This window comes from Methylomonas koyamae (assembly GCF_006483455.1).
In the GTDB taxonomy this organism is placed as follows: Bacteria; Pseudomonadota; Gammaproteobacteria; order Methylococcales; family Methylomonadaceae; genus Methylomonas; species Methylomonas koyamae_B.
The window spans coordinates 1-20,758 of record NZ_PPPU01000024.1 but is presented as its reverse complement, the minus strand read 5'-3'; the positions used below and the strand labels follow the sequence as shown (position 1 = coordinate 20,758).

Here is a 20,758-nt window from a genome sequence, read left to right as displayed (position 1 = left end):
AAAAATTCTTACACCCTCAAACCAGCGCGTAACGATTGCAGATAAATCGCGTCTAACTCGGCGGTAAAGTCGGGCAAATTGCCGATTTTTTGTTTAATCGCAATCTCGAACAAACTGATTTGACTGAAACCAACATCGTTGTCCGGCTCCTGCATTTCCGCTAGTACACCGCGCGGCAAATTGGGGTGGTCATCCAGAAACCACAGCAATCAGTGGGTATCGGCCAAATAAGATTTGGGTTTCATTACATGTAATCGAGTAAATCATCCACCGGCGCGTTGAAATCGTCGGGAATGGTGACCTGGCCTTTCTAGCCGCCGCGAATCCGCGGCGCCGGGCAAGAGGCATCGTCCGGAGACTCCGTTAAAAAAGTCATTGTGACTTCGGCTTTAGATTGCACGGGGGCTTCTTCCTGTAAAACAATTCGTCCGTGGTCGTAATAACCTTTTATCGCCGTTAACATGTTCGCCCCCGCTCAGATTTGCTATGCAATCGGAGCTGCGCAAGCTTGTATCCCTTGAGGGGTAAATCGCAGCTGTTTTTTTAAATGACAGCTTATGTGCCTTTTCTTGTCCTTTCAAGTTACGAAAGCATCGCTAAAAGTCATCTTGAAGCAGCCGAACAGCTATCTTGAAAAACGCCGTTGAACAAATCACGCCGAACCCTTGCCGGGGATGCCGCGACCGGCGGTCTTACAGACAGCGGCGTGGCCAACGCCGCGCTTAATCACCTCACAGCCACCTCGCCTCCCTTTTCAAACGCTCGGCAATCAAATCGACAAAGCTTCGGACCTTGGCCGAGGCATAGCGGCCTTCGCGGTGCAGGACGTGGATCGGCACCGGCGGGGGTTCGTGGCTGTTTAGCACGGTTTGCAGCTGGCCGCCGGCCAGGTAGGGAGCGATTTGGTAGGACAGCAGGCGGGTCAGGCCCAGGCCTTGCACGGCGGCTTCGATCGCGGCGTCTATCGTGGAAGTTGCCAATCGCGGCTGGACGCGCACGCTTTGCGCGTCCGCGCCGCTGCCGAAGCGCCAGTCAGGGCCGGCGCTGAGGCCGCCGGCGGCGATCAGGGTGTGCTTGACCAGTTCGCTGGGGTCGTTCGGCGCGCCGTGGCGCTGCAAATAATCCGGCGCCGCGCACACGACCGGCCGTACTTGGCCGACCCGCACCGCTCGCAGGCTGGAGTCCGGCAATTCGCCGATGCGGATGCCCACGTCCATGCCTTCTTCCAATAGATTTACCACCCGGTCGACGAACAAGGCCGTCACCCGCATGGCTGGATAACGTTGCAGGTAGTCAACGATACCGGGGATCACGTACAGCTTGCCGAACTGCGCCGGCGCGGTGACGGCCAACTGGCCGGCCGGCTCGGCGTTGATGCCGGCGGCGGCTTCGTCGGCTGCGTCCACGTCGGCCAGTATCCGCTTGGCATCTTCCAGATAGCGCTGGCCGGCGTCGGTAACCCGCACCAGCCGGGTGGTGCGTTGCAACAGTTTGACCTGCAAACGTTCTTCCAATGCGGTAATTGCCCGCGTCACCGCCGGCGGCGACATCGCCAGCCGCCGCGCGGCGCCGGCGAAGCTTTGCGCTTCGGCGACCGTGACGAACACCGTCATTGCTTGCAGTTTGTCCATATTTTGCCTCCTGGAGTGCGTTGAGCTATCGCCGCTTTAACGGTCGCCACGCGCCAGTTTTATTCCGAACCTCGGAATAGTCAATTGTAATTTATCCATATTCTGTTTATCAGGAGCAATCAATACACTGTTCTCACGGTTGGCAAAAGCCGGCCGCAATACCGATCCATCAATCCGAACATTACCGAGGTTTTTATGAAAATTTACGAATTCCGCGCTTTCCCGAATCCGCTGCGCGCTCGGATGGCCGCCGCCGAAAAAGGTTTGACTGACCGCATCGAGTTTGTGCAGGTGAATGTGCCGAACGGCGAACACAAGCTACCGGAGTTTTTACAACTCAATCCGGTCGGCAAAGTACCGGTGCTGGTGCTGGACGACGACACCGCGATTGCCGAGTGTACCGCGATTACCGAGTATCTGGACCATAGCGCCGGCACGCCGGTTTTGACCGGCGAAACCCCCAAACAGCGTGCACAAATCCACATGTTGCAACGCCGCGCCGAGGCCTTGGTGCTGGATGCGATCAGCGATTACTTTCACCACGCCACCGCCGGTCTGGGCAAATTGGAGCCGATTCAGATCAAGGAATGGGGCGAGTACCAACGCCAGGTGGCGATCAAGGGCATGCATTATTTCGACGGCGTACTGCGCGGCCAACACTACCTGTTGGGCGAGCATTTGACGATGCCGGACATCACGCTGTTTGCCGGGCTGAAGTTGATCGACTTTATGCAAATTGGCGTTCCGGATACCTGCAAACATCTGCTCGGTTGGCGGGAGCGGGTCGGGCAACGGCCGAGCGCGGCGGCTTGATGGGGTTTAGTCATGCCAACTGAGTAGGCCGAAAACCAGCGCCGCGGACGGCTCGAGACCTGCCGTCCGTGACCTTGGATTCCCGCTTTCGCGGGAATGACGGGTACAGAACAATTTTCACCATTCCGTAATCGAGGTAAACCGCCATGTCCAGAGCCTTTGCCGACCTTTGTTTTACCGATTCGGTGCGCGCCGCACAGCGCCGCTACGGCAGCCGGGAGGGCAATCTCGGTTTCGAAACCGCCGCCGATCCCCGCGCCGAGCTGGGCGAGACCGAGCAAGCCTTCGTCGCCGAGCGCGACGGCTTTTACCAAGCCAGCGTAGGCGAAACCGGCTGGCCCTACGTGCAGTTTCGCGGGGGCAGCGCCGGCTTCTTGAAAGTGTTGGACTCGCGCACGCTGGCTTACGCCGACCAGCGCGGCAACCGCCAATACATCAGCGTCGGCAATCTGGACGCAGACGGCCGGGTAGCTTTGATCCTGATGGACTACGCCGCGCGGCGCCGGCTGAAAATTTGGGGCGTGGCCCGCATCGTCGAACTCGACGCGACGGACTGGCCGGCGGCGCTGCCCGCCGAAGCTGGCGTCGAGCGGGCTATCGTGATCGACGTAAAGGCTTACGACTGGAATTGTCCGAAACACATCACGCCGCGCTTTACCGAAGCGCAGATTCAACCGCGCCTGGCCAGCCTACAAGCGGAAATCGAACGCTTGCAAGCGGAAAACCGTCGGCTGCGCGACGCTCTGCAAGCTGTCTAACGCCGCTACCTGCCGTAATCGGCGGCGCAGGCATTGAGCCGTGCCACGCCGCCCCAATCTTCGAACAGTTTTTGCGCCGCCGCGTCGATGCGCTCCGGCGTCAGGTAGGGCTCGACGCTGTCGCCGCTGGCCGGGAAGATCAGCACCATCGCTTGCGGTACCGTCCAGGCCTTGCCTTTGAATGCGCCCTTGCCGCGCACCTCTTGATAGTTGGCCGGCGCCGCGTTTTTGCCGAGCAATTTGCCGTTCAAGGCAACCGAGCCTTCGCCCAATTCCTTCGCCGGCCCGGTATCGCCGACCACGGCAAATACCGGTGCGGAACTGCCCGGCACCAGCGCCACGGCCAAATCGCCGACCTTGGCATGGCGTTTGGCAAATTCCGATAAGGTGTTCTTAGCGGGATTTTTCGGCAGCACCAGCGCTGGCGTGACCAAGGCATCGGCATAGTTGCCGATGTCGCAGACGTCGGCCACATTGGGTTTGTGCAAGGCGGTGGCGGACACCAAAAACCCGTCCACCGGCGGACAGGGTTTCCCGCCCTTGAACGGAATGATCGCCGGCGCGATTTTGGTTTGAGCCAATAGCTCGGCCGGCCATCCGTTTGCAAAGGCTTTTTGGGTGAGCAACCGCCGGCTGCGCAGCCCGTCCTTACTCAGTCCGGCGCAGGCGTCGCTCATGGCGTTGCACAGGTTGTTCAAGGCTGTTTCCTCACCCCAAAAATCGTCGACGCTGTACGAGCGACGAGTGCCGTCGGTATTGACGTTCAACCCTTCGATGAAAAACAGCGCCTTGGCCTCGCGATCCGACCAGACCCGGGTGAAACCGGTTTTGGCATTGCCGTCCGGCTGTTTGAAGGCTTGCGCCATGCCGCAGTCGGCGGCATGGCCGGCCGCAACGGATACCAGTAACCACCCGCAAGCGATCACGGTACGGCGGGCAGATTTGGCTAAGCGGCAATCGGACATGGTGGCCTCCGGCACTAGGGTCAATGTTGTTCAGTATCTAATATGCTTGCGGAGCGCGCTCGAATTATTTGCAAGCCGACAGCGTTGTCACATCGAGCCGGCTAACGCAGCAATTTGGCGTCGGCGGAATGGCTTGCCGCAGCGTTACCCAAGTAGGGATGAAAAGCCAATTGCCGGCAAAATTCGGCGAATTGGTCGGCCGGCATCGGCTTGGCCAGCAGGTAACCTTGCAGCAATTCGCAACCCTCGCTTTTCAGAAACTCGGCATGCTCGGCGGTCTCGACACCTTCGGCAATCACGGCCAGCCCCAAACCGCGGGCCATGGCGATGATGGCGCGGATAATGGTGGCATCGCTGATATCTTCGATACAGTCGCGGACGAAGGATTGGTCGATCTTCAACACGTCGAGCGGGAACTGTTTCAAATAGCCGAGATTGGAATAGCCGGTGCCGAAGTCGTCGACGGCAAACCGCACCCCGGCCTGACGCAGAGCATTAAAGGTCCGCTGGCTTTCCTCGGAAGGCCTGAGCAGGCAGCTTTCGGTCAATTCCAATTCCAACACGCCCTGGCCTTCGGGCAGGCAGCGCTGCAAGATTGCCAAGGTGCGTGGGGCAAACTGCGAATGCCAGAATTGGGCGGGAGACACGTTGACGCCGATATGGAATTCGGCGTCGACCAAGTTCAGCCGCCGCCACTCCGCCAGCGTATTCAAAGCGGTCTCGAGTACCCATTCGCCGATAGGCAGAATCAGACCGGTTTCTTCCGCCAGCGGAATAAACTCGGTCGGCGAGATCATCTCGTGTTTGTACTGCCAACGCAGCAAGGCTTCGGCGCCGATCAGGCGGCCGCGGGCACTATCGTATTTGGGTTGAAAATACAGCATCAGTTCGCCCAGCTCGCGGGCGCGTTTTAGGCCGCTTTCCAGATTCAAGCGCCGCGCACCGCGTTGTTGCAAGGCCGGCTCGTAAAAGCGGTAGGTATTGCGGCCCTGGGTTTTGGCGTCGTACATGGCACAGTCGGCATAGCGAATCAAGGCTTCGCTGTCGTCGCCGTCGTGCGGGCATAAGGCGATGCCGATACTGAAGCTGGTACTGATGTCGTGGCCGCGAATCGTAAACGGCTTGTGCAACGTGTGGCCGATCTGCTCGGCCAGGCGCGCGGCATCGCGGCGGGCATCGGCCAATTCGCGGCTCAAACCGTCGAGAATGACCACAAATTCGTCGCCGCCCATGCGCCCGACCGTATCGCCGGCTCTGACCGCATGCCGCAGCCTATCCGACACTTCCTGCAACAATTGGTCGCCGAAGGAGTGGCCCAGCGTATCGTTGACGTATTTGAAGCGATCCAGATCCAGAAACAGCAAGGCCATTGAGCTGCGCCGACGGTGGCTCTGACTTAACGCCAGTTGCAAGTGGTCCTTCAACAAATTCCGGTTAGCCAGCCCGGTCAGCTCATCGTAAAAAGCCTGGCGTTCCAGCATGCTCTGATAACTTTGCACTTCGGTGCGGTAATCGGCCAACCACGACACCATTAGATTGAAGGCCCGCCCCAACTCGCGCACTTCCGGGCCGCCGCTGTCCAGTTCCACCGGCTGCATGCGGCCGTCTGTCAATTGATGGGCGGCATCGGCCAATCGCTTCAACGGCGACGCAATCCGGGCGGTCATGGTTAACGACACCGCCAAGCCGATCAGTAAAATCACCGCGACCACCAGCAAGCCCCAACGCACGGCATGGCGCACCACGGCGACGAAATCGTCCAGATTCATTACCAGCCGCACTTCGCCGATCACCGCACTGTTGCTGGGCGCTTGCAGAAACAGCGCGTCTTCGTTCTGAAAGCCGCCGCTGGTGATCGGCCGCACAATCTCCAGCAAACCGTGGCGGTGCGAAGCCTGCCACCAATCCCAGAAACTCTCCGGACCTTTACCCGACTGCGGCAGCGGCCGGGAATCGTATTGGGCGTCGACCGACATCCGCGCCAATTCGCGGCCCTGAGCGTCGACAATCACCGCATACGCCAAGCCCGGCACCTTCCGCAGCCGTTCCAGTTGCCGTTCCAGCAATTTGCCCTGACCGGTGAACACCGCGTATTCGCTGGTCTCGGCCAGCATCATCGCCAAAGCCAGACTATGCTGCTGGCGGGCTTCGAACTGGCGGGTCAATTGAGTGTAGGTGGCAATAAAGCCGACGCTGAGCGCAGTCACCAACACCAACGCAACGTTCAGCAGATTGAAGCGGGTCGCCATCTTGATCGAGCTCCGGCTCATGGCGACACCTCACTGATTTCTCCCAGCCACCGCTCCGGAAAGCTCAATTTCATGTGCTCCAGGGTACGACCGTTGTATATGACCCTGACTTTGCGCGGCGACTGCGGCGGCAGACTGGACGGTGCCGCGCCGTTGGCGAGGATGCGCCAGGCCAGATCGGCCGCCTGAGCGCCGAGATCGGCGTAATCCCAATCCAAGGCGTATATCGCCCCGGCCCTGACCCATTGTTCCGACAAACCGATCAACGGCGTGCGGTTGCGGAACGAGTACAACAGCAATTCGCGCACCGCCACCGCGTTGAAAGCCGCCACACCGTCAACCGCCCACAACGCGTCGAGCTGGGCCGGCAATTGTTTCAGTAACTGGGGCAGTTCTTCCGGCGCTGCCACCGGGGCCGGCACCAACTCCACGCCGTCGGCCTTGGCCAATTGCTGCAGATCATGAAATGTCGGCTCCCCCCGCCGCGGATCGAAAATCACCGCGATGTGGCGAACGTCGGGCAACAGCCGGCGCAACCATCGCCAGTGCAACGCCGGTGAAAACTCCAGGCCGACGCCGGTCAAACGCGGTTGGCCGAGAAGTTCTTCGCTATCCAGTAACAAGCCGGCCACAATCGGCACCGATTGGCCGGAGGCCAAGGTAGCGCGCGTGGCCGGGGTACCCAGAGCCAACAGTAAGTGCGGAGTTTCCGCGCGCAGACGTTCGGCTACCACCGGAGCCGGTTCGTCGCCGACGGTTCGGGTTTCGATGTGGGCGTGCACCCCGTGTTGCGCCAACGCATCGCTGAAGCCCTGCACAGCCTGTCGATACGGTGCGGAATCGTGGCTTTGCAATATCAGGATGTCGGTCGCGAGCGTTTTACCAAAGGGACATAAGGCAGCGACGCCCAAACAGATGCGGGCGCAACTGCGGCTCAATTGTGGCTTGGCCCGCAACCACAGCAACAGCAGCCACTGCCATCCGCCGATAGCGAGCCGGGGCCGTACCGCTACGGCGGATTTAAAATTCAAGGGCCAACCTCAGACGCAGATTGCGTCCATCCTGAGGAATCTGATCGGGTAGATTGGCATTGGGCGGAATCCGCGGATCGGTGTAATTTTCGTCGAACAGGTTGTAAACGCCGCCGGTCAATTCAACCCCCGGCAGCCACTTGCGCGAAAACAGCACCAAGTTGCTAACGGTGTAATCGCCGGTCTGGACATAGCCCGGATTGGCCCGCTGGCTGACGTATTGCAACTCCCAGCTGGCAAACAATTTATCCTGCCACAACGGCGCGCTGACATTGAGCTTGACCATGTGCGTCGGCGAATTGGGCGCCTGTTCCAGCCCGGCAATCCGGGTCTGTTGGTAGGTATAACTCAGGCGGCCTTCGAAGCTGCGGTAACGACCCTGCAACTGGGTTTCCAGGCCGTGCGCCTCGGCATTGCCCTGGTTTCGGAATTGCCTGACGCCGCCGGCATCGACCTGATTGATCAGATTGCTCAGCTTGTTGTAGTAAGGACTGAAGCGAAGGTTGAAATACTCGTTGATGCGTTGTTCCAGGACAATTTCGTAGGATTCTATCCGCTCCGGCTTCAAATCCGGATTGCCGATCCAACTGCCGGAACAACAGGTGTAGTAGGTTTCGAAGGCGTTCGGCGCACGGAATGCAGTGCCGTAAAGCAGCTTGAGCGTGGTATCAGAGAAAGGCTGGTAAATCAGGCCCAAACGCGGGTTGGCGGTACCGCCGAAGTTGTCGTAATGGTCGTAACGGGCACCGGCGTGCAAACTCAAATTGTCTAGGATCTCCCACTCGTCTTGCAGGTAGACGCCGGCAATGCTGCTGTTCAAACGATTGTCCGCCCATTGAAAACCGCTCTGCACGTCGTAATTGGCCATGTGCTGGACGTAATTGCGGCGGTATTCGCTCCCCAAGGTCACGCGGTGTTTGTCGAAAAAGGTGTGACTCAACAACGCTTCGCCACCCAACCAATTACCCTGCCAGGAATCCTGGTTGGTGAGCAGTGGTTGCGGGGCCGGGCGACTGTTCAAGTCGTCCTCGAATTCGTAGCCGTCCCAAAACAAGCGGCCGGTAACCTCCCAATCGCCGCTGAAGGTATGCCGGTAATTCAAATCGGCATAGGCCCGGCGGTCGTCGTAATGGCTATCCGGCACGCCGAAATCGGCGCCGGCGCTGCCGGCCGGCAGGTATTTTTTACGCTGCATGTAACCGCCGCTCAAGGTAAAGTCGCCCCAAGCCAACTTGCCGAACAAGCGTTCGACTTGCTCTTGGTCCAACCCATTGGCAGAACCCAAATTACCGTAGTCCAAAGAATGGTGGCCGTCGCTATGGTAATAACTGGCCGACAGCAGGCCTTCCATACCGTTGGCGAACTTCTGCCCATAGCTGACCTGGCCTTGTTCGCTGTCGTAGCTGGCGACTTCGCCGCCCAGCCGCACGCCTTGCAGATCGCGGCCGCGCTGGGTGATGACGTTGACCACCGCAAATACCGCGCTGCTGCCGTACAGAGACGACGCCGGTCCGCGCACCACTTCAACCCGCTCGATGTTTTCGACGTCTACCAAAAAATCCCGGCCCAAGCCGGCATAGTCCTGCAAGCTCTCGTTGACCCTGTGGCCGTCGATCAACACCAGAATGCGGGTGTTGTAATCTCCCGGCGGCGCAAAGCCGCGCACGCCGACGCGTTGGTAAGCGCGATCGTAGGTGCTTAAAAAGCCGGGCAGACTGCCCAACATGGCCGCAACGGTACGCCAGCCGTAATGTTTGATCTGTTCGGAAGTGATGACATCGACTGCGGCGGGAGCTTTGGTAATCGGCTGCTCGTGGCGCGAAGCACTGAATACCGAGGGTAACTCGCCGAACAATACCGCCTGTTCGTCTTCGGTTTCCGCTGCGGCGGAGGCCTCGGCGCTGAGCGCAGGGGCGCTCAGCGACAGGCAAACGAGTAACGCAACACGGCAATTTCCGGTCAAACAAGGCATGGCGATTCGGATTCGATTTAAGTTAAGCGCAAAGCATTAGAGCTGCATAAGCTTAGCCAATCGAACACGAATGCCAAATGGATGGATCGTTTCTGCGTTTTGCCATAGTTCCCCCCTCCCGGCATCGTTCCTCGATGCCGCACGACGATTAAGTCAAAAGGCCAGTCATGGCGGGTACTGTACACCGATTGATGCGGTACCACGAAGTATTAATAACCTCCTTCTGGCGAAAAGCAGGGGAAGCCGAAACCCGGAACGGTTTCCGGCCACCGGCGTTGGACCGATTCCGCTCAACCGGCACGACCGGAAATGCGTGGCGCCGCCCGTTTCTCGGTTCTCACCCCGGACGGGCGTTGACCAACCGCCTGCCCACGGAAATACAGGCAGACTCGATTCCATCCCCCGATCGGTATCGCGCTAGGCAAACCGGCCGTTTTGATAGTCGGATACCGCTTGTTCGATCTGCTCCCGGCTGTTCATCACAAACGGCCCGTGCTGAACGATGGGTTCGCCCAGCGGCGCACCGGCGACCAGCAAGACCCGGCTGTCCTGCAGCGCGCGGAGTACCACGCCGTCGGCCTCACCGGAGTTGCTTAACACCGCCATCCGCCGTAAACCGGCATTCCGTCCGGCCACCTCGATTTCGCCGGCATAAACGTAGAAAAACGCGTTATGTCCGGCCGGCAACGGCTGCTCGAATCGGGTTCCGGCCGGCAGGGCCAGATCCAGCACCAAAGGTTCGGTGGTCGGCCGTTGAATTGCGCCGATGACGCCGTGGCTGGCGCCGGCCAGCACCCGTACCTGCACGCCAGCCACGGTGAATTGCGGAATCTCCGGGCTTTGCACGTCCCGGTAGCCGGCCGGAATCATCTTGGCGGCGGCCGGCAGATTGATCCACAATTGAAACCCGGCCAACAATCCATCTTTCTGTTCCGGCATTTCCGAGTGGACGATGCCGCGGCCGGCCGTCATCCATTGCATGCCGCCGGTTTCCAGCAAGCCTTCGTGGCCGGCGTTATCTCTATGGCGCATCCGCCCGGCCACCAGGTAGGTCAAGGTCTCGAAGCCGCGGTGCGGATGGTCCGGGAAACCGGCAATGTAATCGTCGGCCGACTCGCTGGCAAACGCGTCCAGCATCAAAAACGGGTCCAAGCGTCGCTGCAGGTCCTGACCCAACAGCCGGGTCAATTTGACGCCGGCGCCGTCGGAGGTCGCCCTGCCCTCCACCAGTCGTTCGATATGCCGCGACTGCAACACGGTTTGGCTTTGTTCGATTTGTGTAGTCATGACTAGTCCCCTCTCGCTGGAAATTTAAGCGGCCAAAGCCACGATTCGATCTTCAGCGGACCTAATCGCACTTTGTTCCGCATCCTGGCCCAGCGCCAAGCCTTCGGCGTAAACGAACTCGACGTCGATCATGCCCAAAAATCCCAATACCGTGCGCAAGTATGCGCTTTGGCTGTCGGCTGCAGTACCGCGATGGATACCGCCGGCGGTTTGGATCACGTACACCTTTTTACCCTTTAACAAACCCTCCACGCCTTGTTCGGTGTAGCGAAACGTGACTCTGGCCTTGGCGATCGCATCGATCCAGGCTTTCAATTGCACCGGTATGCCGAAGTTGTACATCGGTGCGGCAATCACGATCCGATCGGCTCTTTGAATCTCTTCGATCAAGGTATCGTCCAAGGCCACCCGCTGCGCCTGCTCGGAGGTACGCTGCTCGGCCGGGGTGTTGAATGCAATCAACGCGGCCTGGTCCAGCCAGGGATGCGGCGTTTTTGCCAAATCGCGTACCACCAATTGCGCCTGCGGAAATTGCCGGCGCAGTTCGGCGGACAAACTGTCGGCCAACCGGCTGGAATAGGCATTTTCGGCTTGAATGCTGGAATTGATTTGCAGGATGTTCATGTCGGTCTCCCAAAATGTTGAAGTCGGGATGACTATACGCTGCGGCGATAATGGGCAGAAGACCGAAAAATGGATAACATTGTTCCACAGGAGGAACAATTAATGAACATCGAAGCCAACGATCTGTGGCTGTTCGCCAAAATTGCCGATGCCGGCAGTTTTTCCAAGGCCGGCGAATTGCTGGGCTTGCCGAAATCGACCCTGTCGCGGCGTATCAGCCATCTGGAAAAACAACTGGGTGAGCGGCTGTTGCAGCGTACCACCCGCCAGTTACATCTGACCGAGTTCGGTTTGCGCCTGCTGCAGCACGGCCGCCAGATCGGCGAGGAAATCGACGCCGCGCTGGCCTGGGCGGAACACCGGCAAACCGAACCGAGCGGCCGCTTACGCATTTCGCTGCCGAACGACTTTGCCACCTTATTCCTGGTGCCGGTGTTGGCCGACTTCAGCGAGCGCTACCCGGCAATTGCCTTGGAAATCGATTTATCCGCCCGTCGCGTCGATCTGGTCGGCGAAAATTTCGACCTGGCGATTCGGATGGGCGAGTTGCCGGACGACGCCACCCTGACCGCCAAACGTTTGAGCCAACAAGATTGGGGCTTGTATGCGTCGCCGGAGTATTTGGAACAGTACGGGCAACCGCAGCAGCCGGAAGACTTGAGCCGCTACCATGCCTTGAGTTTGCCCGGCCGCTACCGCGAGCAACCGCTGTGGCAGCTCGATTGCGGCAATCTAAGCTGGCAGGGTTTGCCGCCGGCCCGGATTTTGGCGAATTCGCCGGAGTTGCTGGTCAAGCTGGCCTGCCGCGGCCGCGGCATCGTTGCCGCTCCGGTGTCCTACGCGGCAGCCTATTTAAAAAGTGGGGAATTACAGCGGGTGCTGCCGGGGTGGTGCTTGCCGCAAACCACGGCCTGGCTGGTGTTTCCCGGCCGAAAGCTGATGCCCGGCAAAACCCGTGCGTTTATCGATTTTTTGATCGCAAGCCAGCAACCGCCGGGATAGAACCGCACCGACGGCGCCTCCTGCCTTGAGTGCGACGCAACCGGCTAAAACTCGAGCGCCAGCTTACCGTACACACCGCGGGAAACCCCGCCCGGTTGGATGATGCCGGACTCGTCGATGTATTCCAGCCGCCCATCGTCCAGCAAGTTTTGGCCGACCACGGACAATTCCAGGCTGGGCAGGACTTTCCAGGCCAGACGGGTATCGAAGCTGGCGCGGCCATTGAGTTGCCGCAACTGATTGCCGGCTCCGTTGCCGACCACACTACGCGGCCCGGTGTAACGCAACCAGAAATCCAGCGAAATCCGATCGGTTGGGTTGATGGCGGCGCGCAGCGACAGGTTATGCTGCGGACTAGTCTGTTGCGCCAAGCCGACGAAACTGCCGAACTCGGTTTTCAGCAGGCTGCAATTGGCATCCCAGCGCCACCAGTCCGCCATTTGCCAGACGGCTGCCGCTTCGAAACCGTAGGTATCGGCCTGGCCCAGATTGCTGACGCTAACCGGTTGCACGAGGTGCAATACCGGCGTAGCCAACAATGACGGCGTTCCCGCCTGGTAAGCGGTCAGGTTATCGTAGTCGTTGTAAAACGCGGTCAGGTCCAGCGAAGCCTGGCTGGCCCAGGCGAAGCGGTAGCCCAATTCGTAGGACAGCACGTCTTCGGCCCGAAAACTCCGGTTGCCGTTCAACACCACTTCTGTCGGCAACGTACCCAATCCCGGAACCTCCGTGGGAAGCACGCCGTTGAGAAAACGAATATCATGATCGGCGCGGGACGGCGTCCGCACCGCGCGGGAAAACGCAGCCCAGAGCCGTTGCTCCAAAGTCGGCGCCCACATCAACCGCGCCGTCGGCTGGCCTTCGAATCCGGAATACGGATTGTGTTCGAACTTGGAACCCAGCGTAAACCACAGCTTGTCGTCCACCAGCATGATCTCGTCCTGCACGAATGCGGTGAACAAATGGGTGTCGCGTTTCAAACGGGTAGGCTGAATCAGCAGGCTATCCGAAAATTCGTCCAGATTTGCCCGGTAACCGACACCCCAGATCGCACGCTGCCGTTCGCCTATCGCGAAACTGTTTTGAAAATCCAGATCCAGTGTGTCCAGCGACTGTTTGGCAAACGTGTGATTGCCGCGTTCGGAATGGTCGTAATAGAACTGCAGGCTGTATTCGGCGGTAGTGGAAAAGGTGTGCCGCAAACGCGACAGAATATTCGCACCCGAGGTCGAAAAATTCTCGATCAGTCCCTGCTGAAACGGCGAACTCAGCACCGGCAATAGTGCGTTTTGGCTCAAGCCGCTGCGGTAAAGGTCGCCTTGCAAGGTCCATTCGTCGCGGTCGGACAGGTGGGAATCGATTCTAAATCCGCCCTGCTGCTTATCCCAGCGGTCGGCACTGGGCGCAAAGCCCTCAACCTGCTCCAGGCCGTCGCGCTGGAAGCCTTTGACGTAAACCCGGCCGAAGCTGTCGTCGCCCAATTGCTTGCCGTAACGCAAGGCGCCGAAACCGGTCTCCAGCGTACCGCCGCCACCGGTAATTAAACCGCCGCCGGTATCCTCGGCCCGCTTGGAAATGATATTGATCACGCCGTTGACCGCATTCGCGCCCCACAGCGTCGCCGCCGGCCCGCGGATCACTTCGATGCGTTCGACATCTTCCAGCATCACGTCCTGAGCATCCCAATACACACCGGAAAAGCCGGGGTTGTAGACGCTACGACCGTCGATCATGACCAGCAGTTTGTTGGCAAAGATGCCGTTAAAGCCACGGATGCTGACGGCCCACTTGCTGGAATTGACCCGTGCCACGTCGACGCCGGGCGCCAGGCGCAGCGCTTCCGGCACACTGGTAACACCGGTGCGTTTGATGTCCTCGTTACTGATCACATACACCGCCGACGGTGCGTTCGAGACATAACCGGCCTTTTTCGAAACCGAGGTCACCTGCGATTTCTTGCGGGTGGAAATGACCTGCATGTTCAACAGATCGGCCGTATCCATCTCGGTCACGGGCTGCCGTTCGACGTCCGCTGCGTCGGCGCCGGTTGGAACCAACACGCTGAAACCGGCAAAAACAACGGCCAAATAGGCTTTGTGAATCATCTGAGATTAATGCAGTCGCTCTGTCAACAAACCAATTCCGGCTATTCCAAATTCCGCCGCCGCCGGTCGACACAACCTCAGTTTCGGCCGTAAAAATGGGAAGCCCTTCAAACTTGAAGCATAGCCGCTTTTGCAACATCCGATGCGTCGGTAGCGAATTTTCCGGCGGCCGTGCCGGCAATCAACCCCGACCTCGGATATCGTTTGCAGTTATTGCTTGAGCCAGGGACACGCGCGGCCCAAACCGAACACCAGCGACGATTTGATGCGGGGATCGGATAACCAGCGAGCCTACCAAGGCAGCGGCGAACCGTCGTATTTGAAGAAGCGACCGCTATCGGCCAATTCGAATTCGGCAATCAGCCGGCGCATGCCGCTGACGCTTTCCTCGACATCGATCAAGCCGTTCGGCCCGCCCATATCGGTCCTGACCCAGCCCGGATGCAAAATCAGCACGCCGACACCGCTGGAACGCAAATCGATCGCCAGGCTTTTCATCGCCGCATTCAAACCGGCCTTGCTGGAACGGTACAAAATGCTGCCGCCGCTGGTGTTATCGGCCATGCTGCCCATCAGACTGCTCAACGAGGCGATCAACGGTTTTTCGCTACGCTGCAAATGCGGCAGAAAACACTCGGCCAGCTTCACCGGCGCCATCACGTTGATCGCCAAGGTCGACGCCCAGGTTTGGTAATCCAGCTTGCCGAAACCGCGTCCGGATTGGTCGCCGTAGACCCCCGCGTTATTGATCAACACGTCGATTTTGCGCCCGGCCAGGCTGGCGGCCAAGGCTTCGATTTGAGCCAGGTCGGCAACGTCGAGCGCTGATATTTCGATATTCGAATATTGGCCGGCCAAGGCCCGCAGTTGCGCCGCCTGTTCCGGCCGGCGGCAAGCCGCAATCACCTCGCAGCCGGCTGCCGCATATTGCCGGCAAAATTCCAGACCCAAGCCGCGGTTGGCGCCGGTGATCAGTAAAGTTTGCATCGTGTAAGCTCCAAAAAGTCGATTGAAACAAAGGGCGCCAGCGGCCGGATCGTCGCTGGCGCAAATAATTGAAATACCTGGCGGCAAAATCGGAATATGCCCGGAACTATTGGCTTTTCCGCATGCCTGACCGCCACATCGAAGCCCTGAATCCAGCGGAGGCCATTATGCAAATGCAAGCCGTCAAATCCAGCACGATAGAGGTGGTCGGTTACGACAAAGATACCCACAAAATGCGGGTTGCCTTCAAAGACCGTCCAGCCCAGGAATTCTGCCACGTTCCGGAACAACTGTTCAGCGACTTTCTGAAAGCGCGTTCGAAAAACCGGTTTTACAAACGCCACCTGCAAAACCTGTTTCCCTGCTGAATCCTAGGTAAAACGCGGCGTCGACAGCTCTGCAACTTTTGGGGCTTCCTCCAGAACTCGGCGCCGCTATGCCGGTTCGCGGCCCCGGCCAATTTTTCGATGCAGCGGATTGAGATTCCAGCCAAACACGCTCGGCCGACGCCGTGCCGCCGATCTGGCAACGCTCAGTGCTTCAGCCGCGTATTACATGTCACCAAACCTTAACAGAACTGAAACTTGGTTTTCTTTTGAGCTGGTTAACATTTGTGTTGCTAGTTCTGCGACGCAGTTCTTAGCCAAACACAACATAATTCAGTAACCCCAAGGATATACCAATCATGAACGCTTTTAGACTGACTCTGATCTCGGCCGCCGTAGCGACCCTGATCGCACCTACCGCTCACGCGGCCGCCACCGAGTTCGACAATTTCACGCCGATGACCGGCAACACCACGCCGCTGAATCCTGGCTCCGCCACCCCGTACAAATTGTCTTCGCCTAACTTTAGCCAACAAACCATCGCTGACCGTAAAACCCAAAATACCTTGGTTCCAGGTTCCAACTCAGGCAGTTGGGACATGATCGCCGCCAACGAAACCGGCCCTAACGCCGGCCGCTATTTGTTCATGCCATTCGAAACCGGCACCGGCGGTGTGCAACGTATCGATTTGAGGGACAACAACTACAACACCCGGACCACTACCATCGTCGCTCCGGGCACCCAAGGTTTCGTATCCGGCGATGCATCGTTGTGGACACCATGGGGCGGTTATCTGACTGCGGAAGAATCCTGGGGCGCTGGCAGCTCTAAAGGCCGTTTGTTCGAGGTAACCAATCCCACCACCGCTGCCGCGAACGGCGGTACCTTCATCCAACGTTCGATTCTGCCCCGCGTTTCTCACGAGGGATTGGCGTTCGACAAGAGCAACAACCTGTATTTCGTTGATGAGTTGAACGGTGGTTCCGTCTACAAATATGTTTCGGCCAATCCGTTGGCCACCAATGGCAACGACTTTTTTGCCGCTGGTCAAACCTTCGCTTTGAAAGTTGGCGCCGGCGGCCAATTCGAAGGCAACAACGCGCCGGCGATCACCGGCGCCTCGACTTGGGAAGCGATCACCGATGTTAACGGCGGCGTATTGGCCGGGATTTCTAGCCAGTTGGCCGATGGCACAATCGATGGCCGAGTCAGCGCAGATAACGCCGCCGTGAAAGGCACCGGCTTCAACCGTCCGGAAGACATGGAAATCCAGAATCTGGACAACGGTAACCAATTCTTGTATTTCACTACCACCGACTCCGATAACGACGGTAACACCGCTAATGGCCGTAGCCGTGTCTATTCGATCGATTTGGGTACCAGTGAAGTCAAACTGTTTGCCGACAGCAACACGATCGATATGGCGACAGGCTTGGCGGCTGGCGGCGAATTTAAAAATGCCGACAACTTGGCGATCGACGCCGAAGGCAACATCTACATCATCGAAGATCAAGACGGCGGTGTCGAAGACGTTTGGTTCGCTAAAGACGAAAACCGCGACGGTGTCGCCGAGTCGATCGGTAAATGGATCAGCTTGACTACGGCCGGCGCCGAAAGCACCGGTTTGTATTTCGATAAATTCAACCCGAACAAAGCCTACATCAACGTGCAACATCCGGCCGACGGTATCGACCGGACCATCATGCTAACTGCGGCACCGGCTGCGGTGCCGGTTCCGGGCGCGGTATGGTTGTTCGGTTCGGCAATCGCCGGCATGATCGGCTTGCGCCGCCGTAAAGCTTAATTCGCGGCAGGAGGCATACCCCGCCCGGCGGTTTCCCACTCCCGCAGGCGAATCCCGAGTGCCTGCCGCGATTAATATCCGGCAGGCATTTCTTCCGGTTCCCACGGCTCTCCGCTCATCGCTATACAGCAAGTGCCGTCATGCCCGCAGGACGCGGGCATCCAGTGCCATGGACGGCAACTTCAAGCGATCCTTGCAGCCTGGATTCCGGCAATCCCTGCCGGAATGACGGTTATCAAACAAAGATGTGTATAACGGCGAGCGGTCCTCCGCGGGAACCCACCCCGTAATGAAAACGGCTACGACTTGTTACGCCAAAACATGGGAACCCGCAAAACGGAACCGTTGCCAAAATGGCCGATTGCAATTACGCGAACCCTATCGTTTCCGACTACTTGATTTTTCAAGGAGAACACGGGCTACTGCTGATGCCGGGCTCGTTTACACGACTAATTCGGTCCTGGCTTTCGCACACTACGTCATGATCGATTTTGCCATCCTGATGTTGCAACTTTAGCCGTCCGTTCCGGTTGAAAGCCTGATAAGTCTGTCCGGCGACAGCATGGAATACCAAAGTGCAGGTTGTGTCTCGCGCGGTAATGACATAAGGCGTGGAACTGGTTGTCTTTTTTTCGCAGACCTTTTGCTTTTGGTTATTGAATTCCTGTTCCTTACATTCGCAGGAACCGGTTTGGGAAGTGGTATCGCCGGCTACTTTTTTTTCAACGATGGCGCTCTCCATCGTTCTTACGCTACGAAGGCCGGGTAATACATAGACTTTACTGAATCGGTCCAGCTTGACTTTATTCGATGCATTTACATCCCAAGTTCCTGTGTCGGGATCATCCAATTCAATACGGCCAACAAAAATATTGGGCCCCCAAGAGGTTTCGTTCCAGTGTTCGGAAAACCAGAGCAGCATGTTCAACGGAAACACCCAGAATAGAGGTACCTTGGACAGCGCAGGCGCTTTGAGCTCGATCGTGGCGACTTGATTGTCGGGTAACTCGGGGCCTCGATAGCCTTTAGCGCTGCAAGCCGTCAAGCAGATACTGCATACCAGAGCGGCATAGTGAAGGATTCTAGGCTGCATGATCAAATCTCCGTTTCGCGGTTTAGTTAAAGGTCAGGTTGTTCTCGCCATTGGCTCGGTACACCAAGCCAATGCGGCAAGCACTGGGATTGCGGAATCGTTGCTGCTGCCGTCAGCAGGCTCACTGCGTAACGGCCACAATCCTTCGCTACCGGACTGCCAACTTGCCGAAAACCGGCGTTTCGCGAGGCATGAGGGCGGTCTGAAGCAGGCGTGTAGTCGTTCGCGTAGCCAATGTCGGTGAACGCGCTTAACCCGGACTTAACGAACCAGCCCAGTCGCCCGGCGGTTTAGTCGCATAGAAAGGTGGAGGGGATTTTGGCAAATGCGCCTTTGCGACTCCCACGGTCCGCCGTGGAAATCCAGGCTACAAGAAGAGCTTGGGGCTACCGTCCATGGCGCTGGATGCCCGCGTCCTGCTGGCGTGACGGCACTGGCGTAGACGATGAGGGCCGGAGCGTACCCGCAGGGCATGAATGGGAACGAGGAAACCCTGGCGAAACTAAAAACTTGACCTATTTTTGCTTGGCCGAGGCTAGCGCCCAACTCAACGCTTAAACCGCCGACAGGAATCCTCTAATGAATTTGAATCAAATGGTGATACAAGCTTTTAGCCAAGCCTTCGGCGCCTATTGGTGGCTGTTGGTTTTGCTGGTCGTCGTCAGCTTTTTGAAGTCGCCGTTGATGAAAGGCATCTTCGGCGAAGCATTGGTCAATTTAGCCGCAGCGCTATTTCTGGATAAGAACGTTTACCGCTTGTTCAAAAATGTCACGTTACCCACCGAAGACGGCACTACCCAGGTGGATCATGTGATTGTGTCGCCATACGGCGTGTTCGTCATCGAGACCAAGAATTTGAAAGGTTGGATATTCGGTAGCCCACAGCAAAAGTTATGGACCCAAAAAATCTACAAACATCAAAACCAATTCCAGAATCCGCTGCATCAAAACTATAAACACACGCAGACGCTGCAATCCGCGTTGGAACTCGACCCGAGCAAATTATTCTCGTTGGTGGTGTTTGTCGGCGATAGCGAATTTAAGACGCCTATGCCTGACAACGTGGTCTATGCCGGGGGTTACATCCGCTTCATCAAGAGCAAACGGCAACGCATCATGGCCGACGGTGAAGTGCTGGAGGTTTGCCGCAAGTTGCAAGCCGGTCGTTTAAGGCCGTCCATCAAAACCCACGTTGAGCACGTTAGACATGTCAAAACGATCGTGGAGCAAAAGCAGAAAATCAACCAGAATGCCTGCCCCAAATGCGGCAAACCGATGGTCTTAAGAACCGCGCGCCAAGGCGACAATGCAGGAAATCAGTTTTGGGGATGTAGCGGCTATCCCAAGTGCCGAACAGTGAAGCCGCTATAACGCGCGCGGCTTCGATTGCCCGCGCAGGGTATGCATCGCATACCATTTTCCAACGATGAAACTAACTCAATCGGGCGAAAAGGTACGCGGTGCGTAACATATCAGGCTGTGTGTAATACGGCGCAATGCCCTCAGGATATTGCGCCTTACGGCCTTGGTCGATGTTTGGTGAGTCGTCAGTGATATTGAAGTGGCGCAAATTTTCTCCTAATGTTGCTTGTGTGAGGCAAAGCCCAATTCAGGGGAGCACCTAATGCAATTTCTCAAAGACTATATCGGCGAAATCAAGCGACAGACCAACCGCGGACGTTGTCTTCACTATTTGAACGGCGAGCGTTGCAACGAAATCATCTCTGCACACTCAATTCAGAAAAAGGGACAGTTAAGTCTCATCGCTGAGGATGGGCATGTATATAGGCTGAGTACAGACCAGGCAATCCTGCAGCGCACTGGTGGAGTTCCGGATTTCAAGAAGGTTGGCGTAAATCGAGCCTCGACTTTTTTGGGTTTCTGCAAGCATCACGACAACAAATTGTTTGAACGAATCGATAATTTTAGCCTCGGACCGGCAAAGGAACAGATTGCTCTATATGCTTACCGATGTCTGTGCCGTGAGTATTTTGTCAAAGAGAACGCTGTTGCAGTCCTGAGGAAAATGAAGGATCACCCTGAACTCGATGCACCTCGTCGGCAATTCTTGGAAGCTTCGCAATTCGGACATGAGAAGTGGCTCCATTCG

General features: G+C 57.7%; 18 protein-coding genes. 7 read left to right on the top strand and 11 right to left on the bottom strand.

Annotation, left to right across the window (positions count from 1 at the left end; all coding sequences use genetic code 11):
- Window positions 1-8: 8 nt before the first annotated feature.
- Together C2U68_RS13495 and C2U68_RS13490 are read right to left on the bottom strand one after the other, a co-directional pair.
- Window positions 9-209 (bottom strand): type II toxin-antitoxin system VapC family toxin, encoded by a 201-nt coding sequence (locus C2U68_RS13495; protein ID WP_140912997.1) that lies wholly within the window; start codon window positions 207-209, stop codon window positions 9-11.
- Window positions 210-731: 522 nt separating this feature from the next.
- Entirely contained in the window at window positions 732-1,631 is a 900-nt protein-coding gene (locus C2U68_RS13490; protein WP_140912996.1) for a LysR family transcriptional regulator, read from the bottom strand.
- Window positions 1,632-1,826: 195 nt separating this feature from the next.
- Here C2U68_RS13490 and C2U68_RS13485 point away from each other — a divergent pair, with 195 nt between their 5' ends.
- Together C2U68_RS13485 and C2U68_RS13480 are read left to right on the top strand one after the other, a co-directional pair.
- Entirely contained in the window at window positions 1,827-2,444 is a 618-nt protein-coding gene (locus C2U68_RS13485) for a glutathione S-transferase family protein (protein WP_140912995.1), read from the top strand.
- 146 nt (window positions 2,445-2,590) lie between these two features.
- Window positions 2,591-3,202 carry a pyridoxamine 5'-phosphate oxidase family protein gene (locus tag C2U68_RS13480; protein ID WP_140912994.1) on the top strand — a complete coding sequence of 204 codons (612 nt, stop codon included), beginning with the start codon at window positions 2,591-2,593 and terminating at the stop codon, window positions 3,200-3,202.
- Window positions 3,203-3,207: 5 nt separating this feature from the next.
- On the opposite strand, the gene C2U68_RS13475 is transcribed toward C2U68_RS13480, so the two are convergent.
- The 6 genes from C2U68_RS13475 to C2U68_RS13450 form a co-directional block, all read right to left on the bottom strand.
- Complete coding sequence (locus tag C2U68_RS13475) at window positions 3,208-4,167, bottom strand: glycoside hydrolase family 75 protein (protein ID WP_222101909.1); 960 nt, start codon at window positions 4,165-4,167, stop codon at window positions 3,208-3,210.
- A gap of 101 nt (window positions 4,168-4,268) precedes the next feature.
- Window positions 4,269-6,437 (bottom strand): putative bifunctional diguanylate cyclase/phosphodiesterase, encoded by a 2,169-nt coding sequence (locus C2U68_RS13470; RefSeq protein ID WP_140912993.1) that lies wholly within the window; start codon window positions 6,435-6,437, stop codon window positions 4,269-4,271.
- The gene (locus tag C2U68_RS13465; RefSeq protein ID WP_140912992.1) at window positions 6,434-7,447 is read right to left on the bottom strand and encodes an ABC transporter substrate-binding protein; all 1,014 of its coding nucleotides are present in this window, start codon (window positions 7,445-7,447) and stop codon (window positions 6,434-6,436) included. Before C2U68_RS13465 ends, C2U68_RS13470 begins: the two co-directional genes overlap by 4 nt.
- Entirely contained in the window at window positions 7,437-9,419 is a 1,983-nt protein-coding gene (locus tag C2U68_RS13460) for a TonB-dependent receptor plug domain-containing protein (RefSeq protein WP_140912991.1), read from the bottom strand. The genes C2U68_RS13465 and C2U68_RS13460 overlap by 11 nt, the downstream gene beginning before the upstream one ends.
- A gap of 417 nt (window positions 9,420-9,836) precedes the next feature.
- Window positions 9,837-10,706 (bottom strand): pirin family protein, encoded by an 870-nt coding sequence (locus tag C2U68_RS13455; protein WP_140912990.1) that lies wholly within the window; start codon window positions 10,704-10,706, stop codon window positions 9,837-9,839.
- A 24-nt stretch (window positions 10,707-10,730) separates the two neighbouring features.
- Window positions 10,731-11,330, bottom strand: a complete 600-nt coding sequence (locus C2U68_RS13450; protein WP_140912989.1) for an FMN-dependent NADH-azoreductase — start codon at window positions 11,328-11,330, stop codon at window positions 10,731-10,733.
- A 102-nt stretch (window positions 11,331-11,432) separates the two neighbouring features.
- On the opposite strand from C2U68_RS13450, the gene C2U68_RS13445 reads away from it, so the two are divergent.
- A complete protein-coding gene (locus C2U68_RS13445; protein WP_140912988.1) occupies window positions 11,433-12,332 on the top strand; it encodes a LysR family transcriptional regulator in 900 nt (299 codons plus the stop codon).
- A gap of 44 nt (window positions 12,333-12,376) precedes the next feature.
- Here the strand turns inward: C2U68_RS13445 and C2U68_RS13440 are convergent, their stop codons facing one another.
- Together C2U68_RS13440 and C2U68_RS13435 are read right to left on the bottom strand one after the other, a co-directional pair.
- Window positions 12,377-14,437 (bottom strand): TonB-dependent receptor plug domain-containing protein, encoded by a 2,061-nt coding sequence (locus C2U68_RS13440; protein WP_140912987.1) that lies wholly within the window; start codon window positions 14,435-14,437, stop codon window positions 12,377-12,379.
- A gap of 291 nt (window positions 14,438-14,728) precedes the next feature.
- Window positions 14,729-15,424 (bottom strand): SDR family oxidoreductase, encoded by a 696-nt coding sequence (locus tag C2U68_RS13435; protein WP_140912986.1) that lies wholly within the window; start codon window positions 15,422-15,424, stop codon window positions 14,729-14,731.
- A 122-nt stretch (window positions 15,425-15,546) separates the two neighbouring features.
- Here C2U68_RS13435 and C2U68_RS13430 point away from each other — a divergent pair, with 122 nt between their 5' ends.
- A complete protein-coding gene (locus C2U68_RS13430; RefSeq protein WP_260839354.1) occupies window positions 15,547-15,792 on the top strand; it encodes a KTSC domain-containing protein in 246 nt (81 codons plus the stop codon).
- A gap of 317 nt (window positions 15,793-16,109) precedes the next feature.
- Window positions 16,110-17,555: an alkaline phosphatase PhoX gene (locus C2U68_RS13425; protein ID WP_140912984.1), complete on the top strand. Its 1,446-nt coding sequence runs from the start codon at window positions 16,110-16,112 to the stop codon at window positions 17,553-17,555.
- A gap of 403 nt (window positions 17,556-17,958) precedes the next feature.
- On the opposite strand, the gene C2U68_RS13420 is transcribed toward C2U68_RS13425, so the two are convergent.
- Complete coding sequence (locus C2U68_RS13420) at window positions 17,959-18,648, bottom strand: hypothetical protein (protein ID WP_140912983.1); 690 nt, start codon at window positions 18,646-18,648, stop codon at window positions 17,959-17,961.
- A 579-nt stretch (window positions 18,649-19,227) separates the two neighbouring features.
- Here C2U68_RS13420 and C2U68_RS13415 point away from each other — a divergent pair.
- Both C2U68_RS13415 and C2U68_RS13410 read left to right on the top strand, forming a co-directional pair.
- Complete coding sequence (locus C2U68_RS13415) at window positions 19,228-20,019, top strand: nuclease-related domain-containing protein (protein WP_140912982.1); 792 nt, start codon at window positions 19,228-19,230, stop codon at window positions 20,017-20,019.
- Window positions 20,020-20,272: 253 nt separating this feature from the next.
- Window positions 20,273-20,758: hypothetical protein (locus C2U68_RS13410; RefSeq protein ID WP_222101908.1), on the top strand; the 486-nt coding region annotated here is incomplete at its 3' end.

What these genes read in the sequence shown, in the direction of transcription:
- C2U68_RS13490 (WP_140912996.1), bottom strand. Translation starts at nt 1,631, where the DNA reads ATGGACAAACTGCAAGCAATGACGGTGTTCGTCACGGTCGCCGAAGCG.
- C2U68_RS13485 (WP_140912995.1), top strand. Translation starts at nt 1,827, where the DNA reads ATGAAAATTTACGAATTCCGCGCTTTCCCGAATCCGCTGCGCGCTCGG.
- C2U68_RS13480 (WP_140912994.1), top strand. Translation starts at nt 2,591, where the DNA reads ATGTCCAGAGCCTTTGCCGACCTTTGTTTTACCGATTCGGTGCGCGCC.
- C2U68_RS13475 (WP_222101909.1), bottom strand. Translation starts at nt 4,167, where the DNA reads ATGTCCGATTGCCGCTTAGCCAAATCTGCCCGCCGTACCGTGATCGCT.
- C2U68_RS13470 (WP_140912993.1), bottom strand. Translation starts at nt 6,437, where the DNA reads ATGAGCCGGAGCTCGATCAAGATGGCGACCCGCTTCAATCTGCTGAAC.
- C2U68_RS13460 (WP_140912991.1), bottom strand. Translation starts at nt 9,419, where the DNA reads ATGCCTTGTTTGACCGGAAATTGCCGTGTTGCGTTACTCGTTTGCCTG.
- C2U68_RS13455 (WP_140912990.1), bottom strand. Translation starts at nt 10,706, where the DNA reads ATGACTACACAAATCGAACAAAGCCAAACCGTGTTGCAGTCGCGGCAT.
- C2U68_RS13450 (WP_140912989.1), bottom strand. Translation starts at nt 11,330, where the DNA reads ATGAACATCCTGCAAATCAATTCCAGCATTCAAGCCGAAAATGCCTAT.
- C2U68_RS13445 (WP_140912988.1), top strand. Translation starts at nt 11,433, where the DNA reads ATGAACATCGAAGCCAACGATCTGTGGCTGTTCGCCAAAATTGCCGAT.
- C2U68_RS13440 (WP_140912987.1), bottom strand. Translation starts at nt 14,437, where the DNA reads ATGATTCACAAAGCCTATTTGGCCGTTGTTTTTGCCGGTTTCAGCGTG.
- C2U68_RS13435 (WP_140912986.1), bottom strand. Translation starts at nt 15,424, where the DNA reads ATGCAAACTTTACTGATCACCGGCGCCAACCGCGGCTTGGGTCTGGAA.
- C2U68_RS13430 (WP_260839354.1), top strand. Translation starts at nt 15,547, where the DNA reads ATGCCTGACCGCCACATCGAAGCCCTGAATCCAGCGGAGGCCATTATG.
- C2U68_RS13425 (WP_140912984.1), top strand. Translation starts at nt 16,110, where the DNA reads ATGAACGCTTTTAGACTGACTCTGATCTCGGCCGCCGTAGCGACCCTG.
- C2U68_RS13420 (WP_140912983.1), bottom strand. Translation starts at nt 18,648, where the DNA reads ATGCAGCCTAGAATCCTTCACTATGCCGCTCTGGTATGCAGTATCTGC.
- C2U68_RS13415 (WP_140912982.1), top strand. Translation starts at nt 19,228, where the DNA reads ATGAATTTGAATCAAATGGTGATACAAGCTTTTAGCCAAGCCTTCGGC.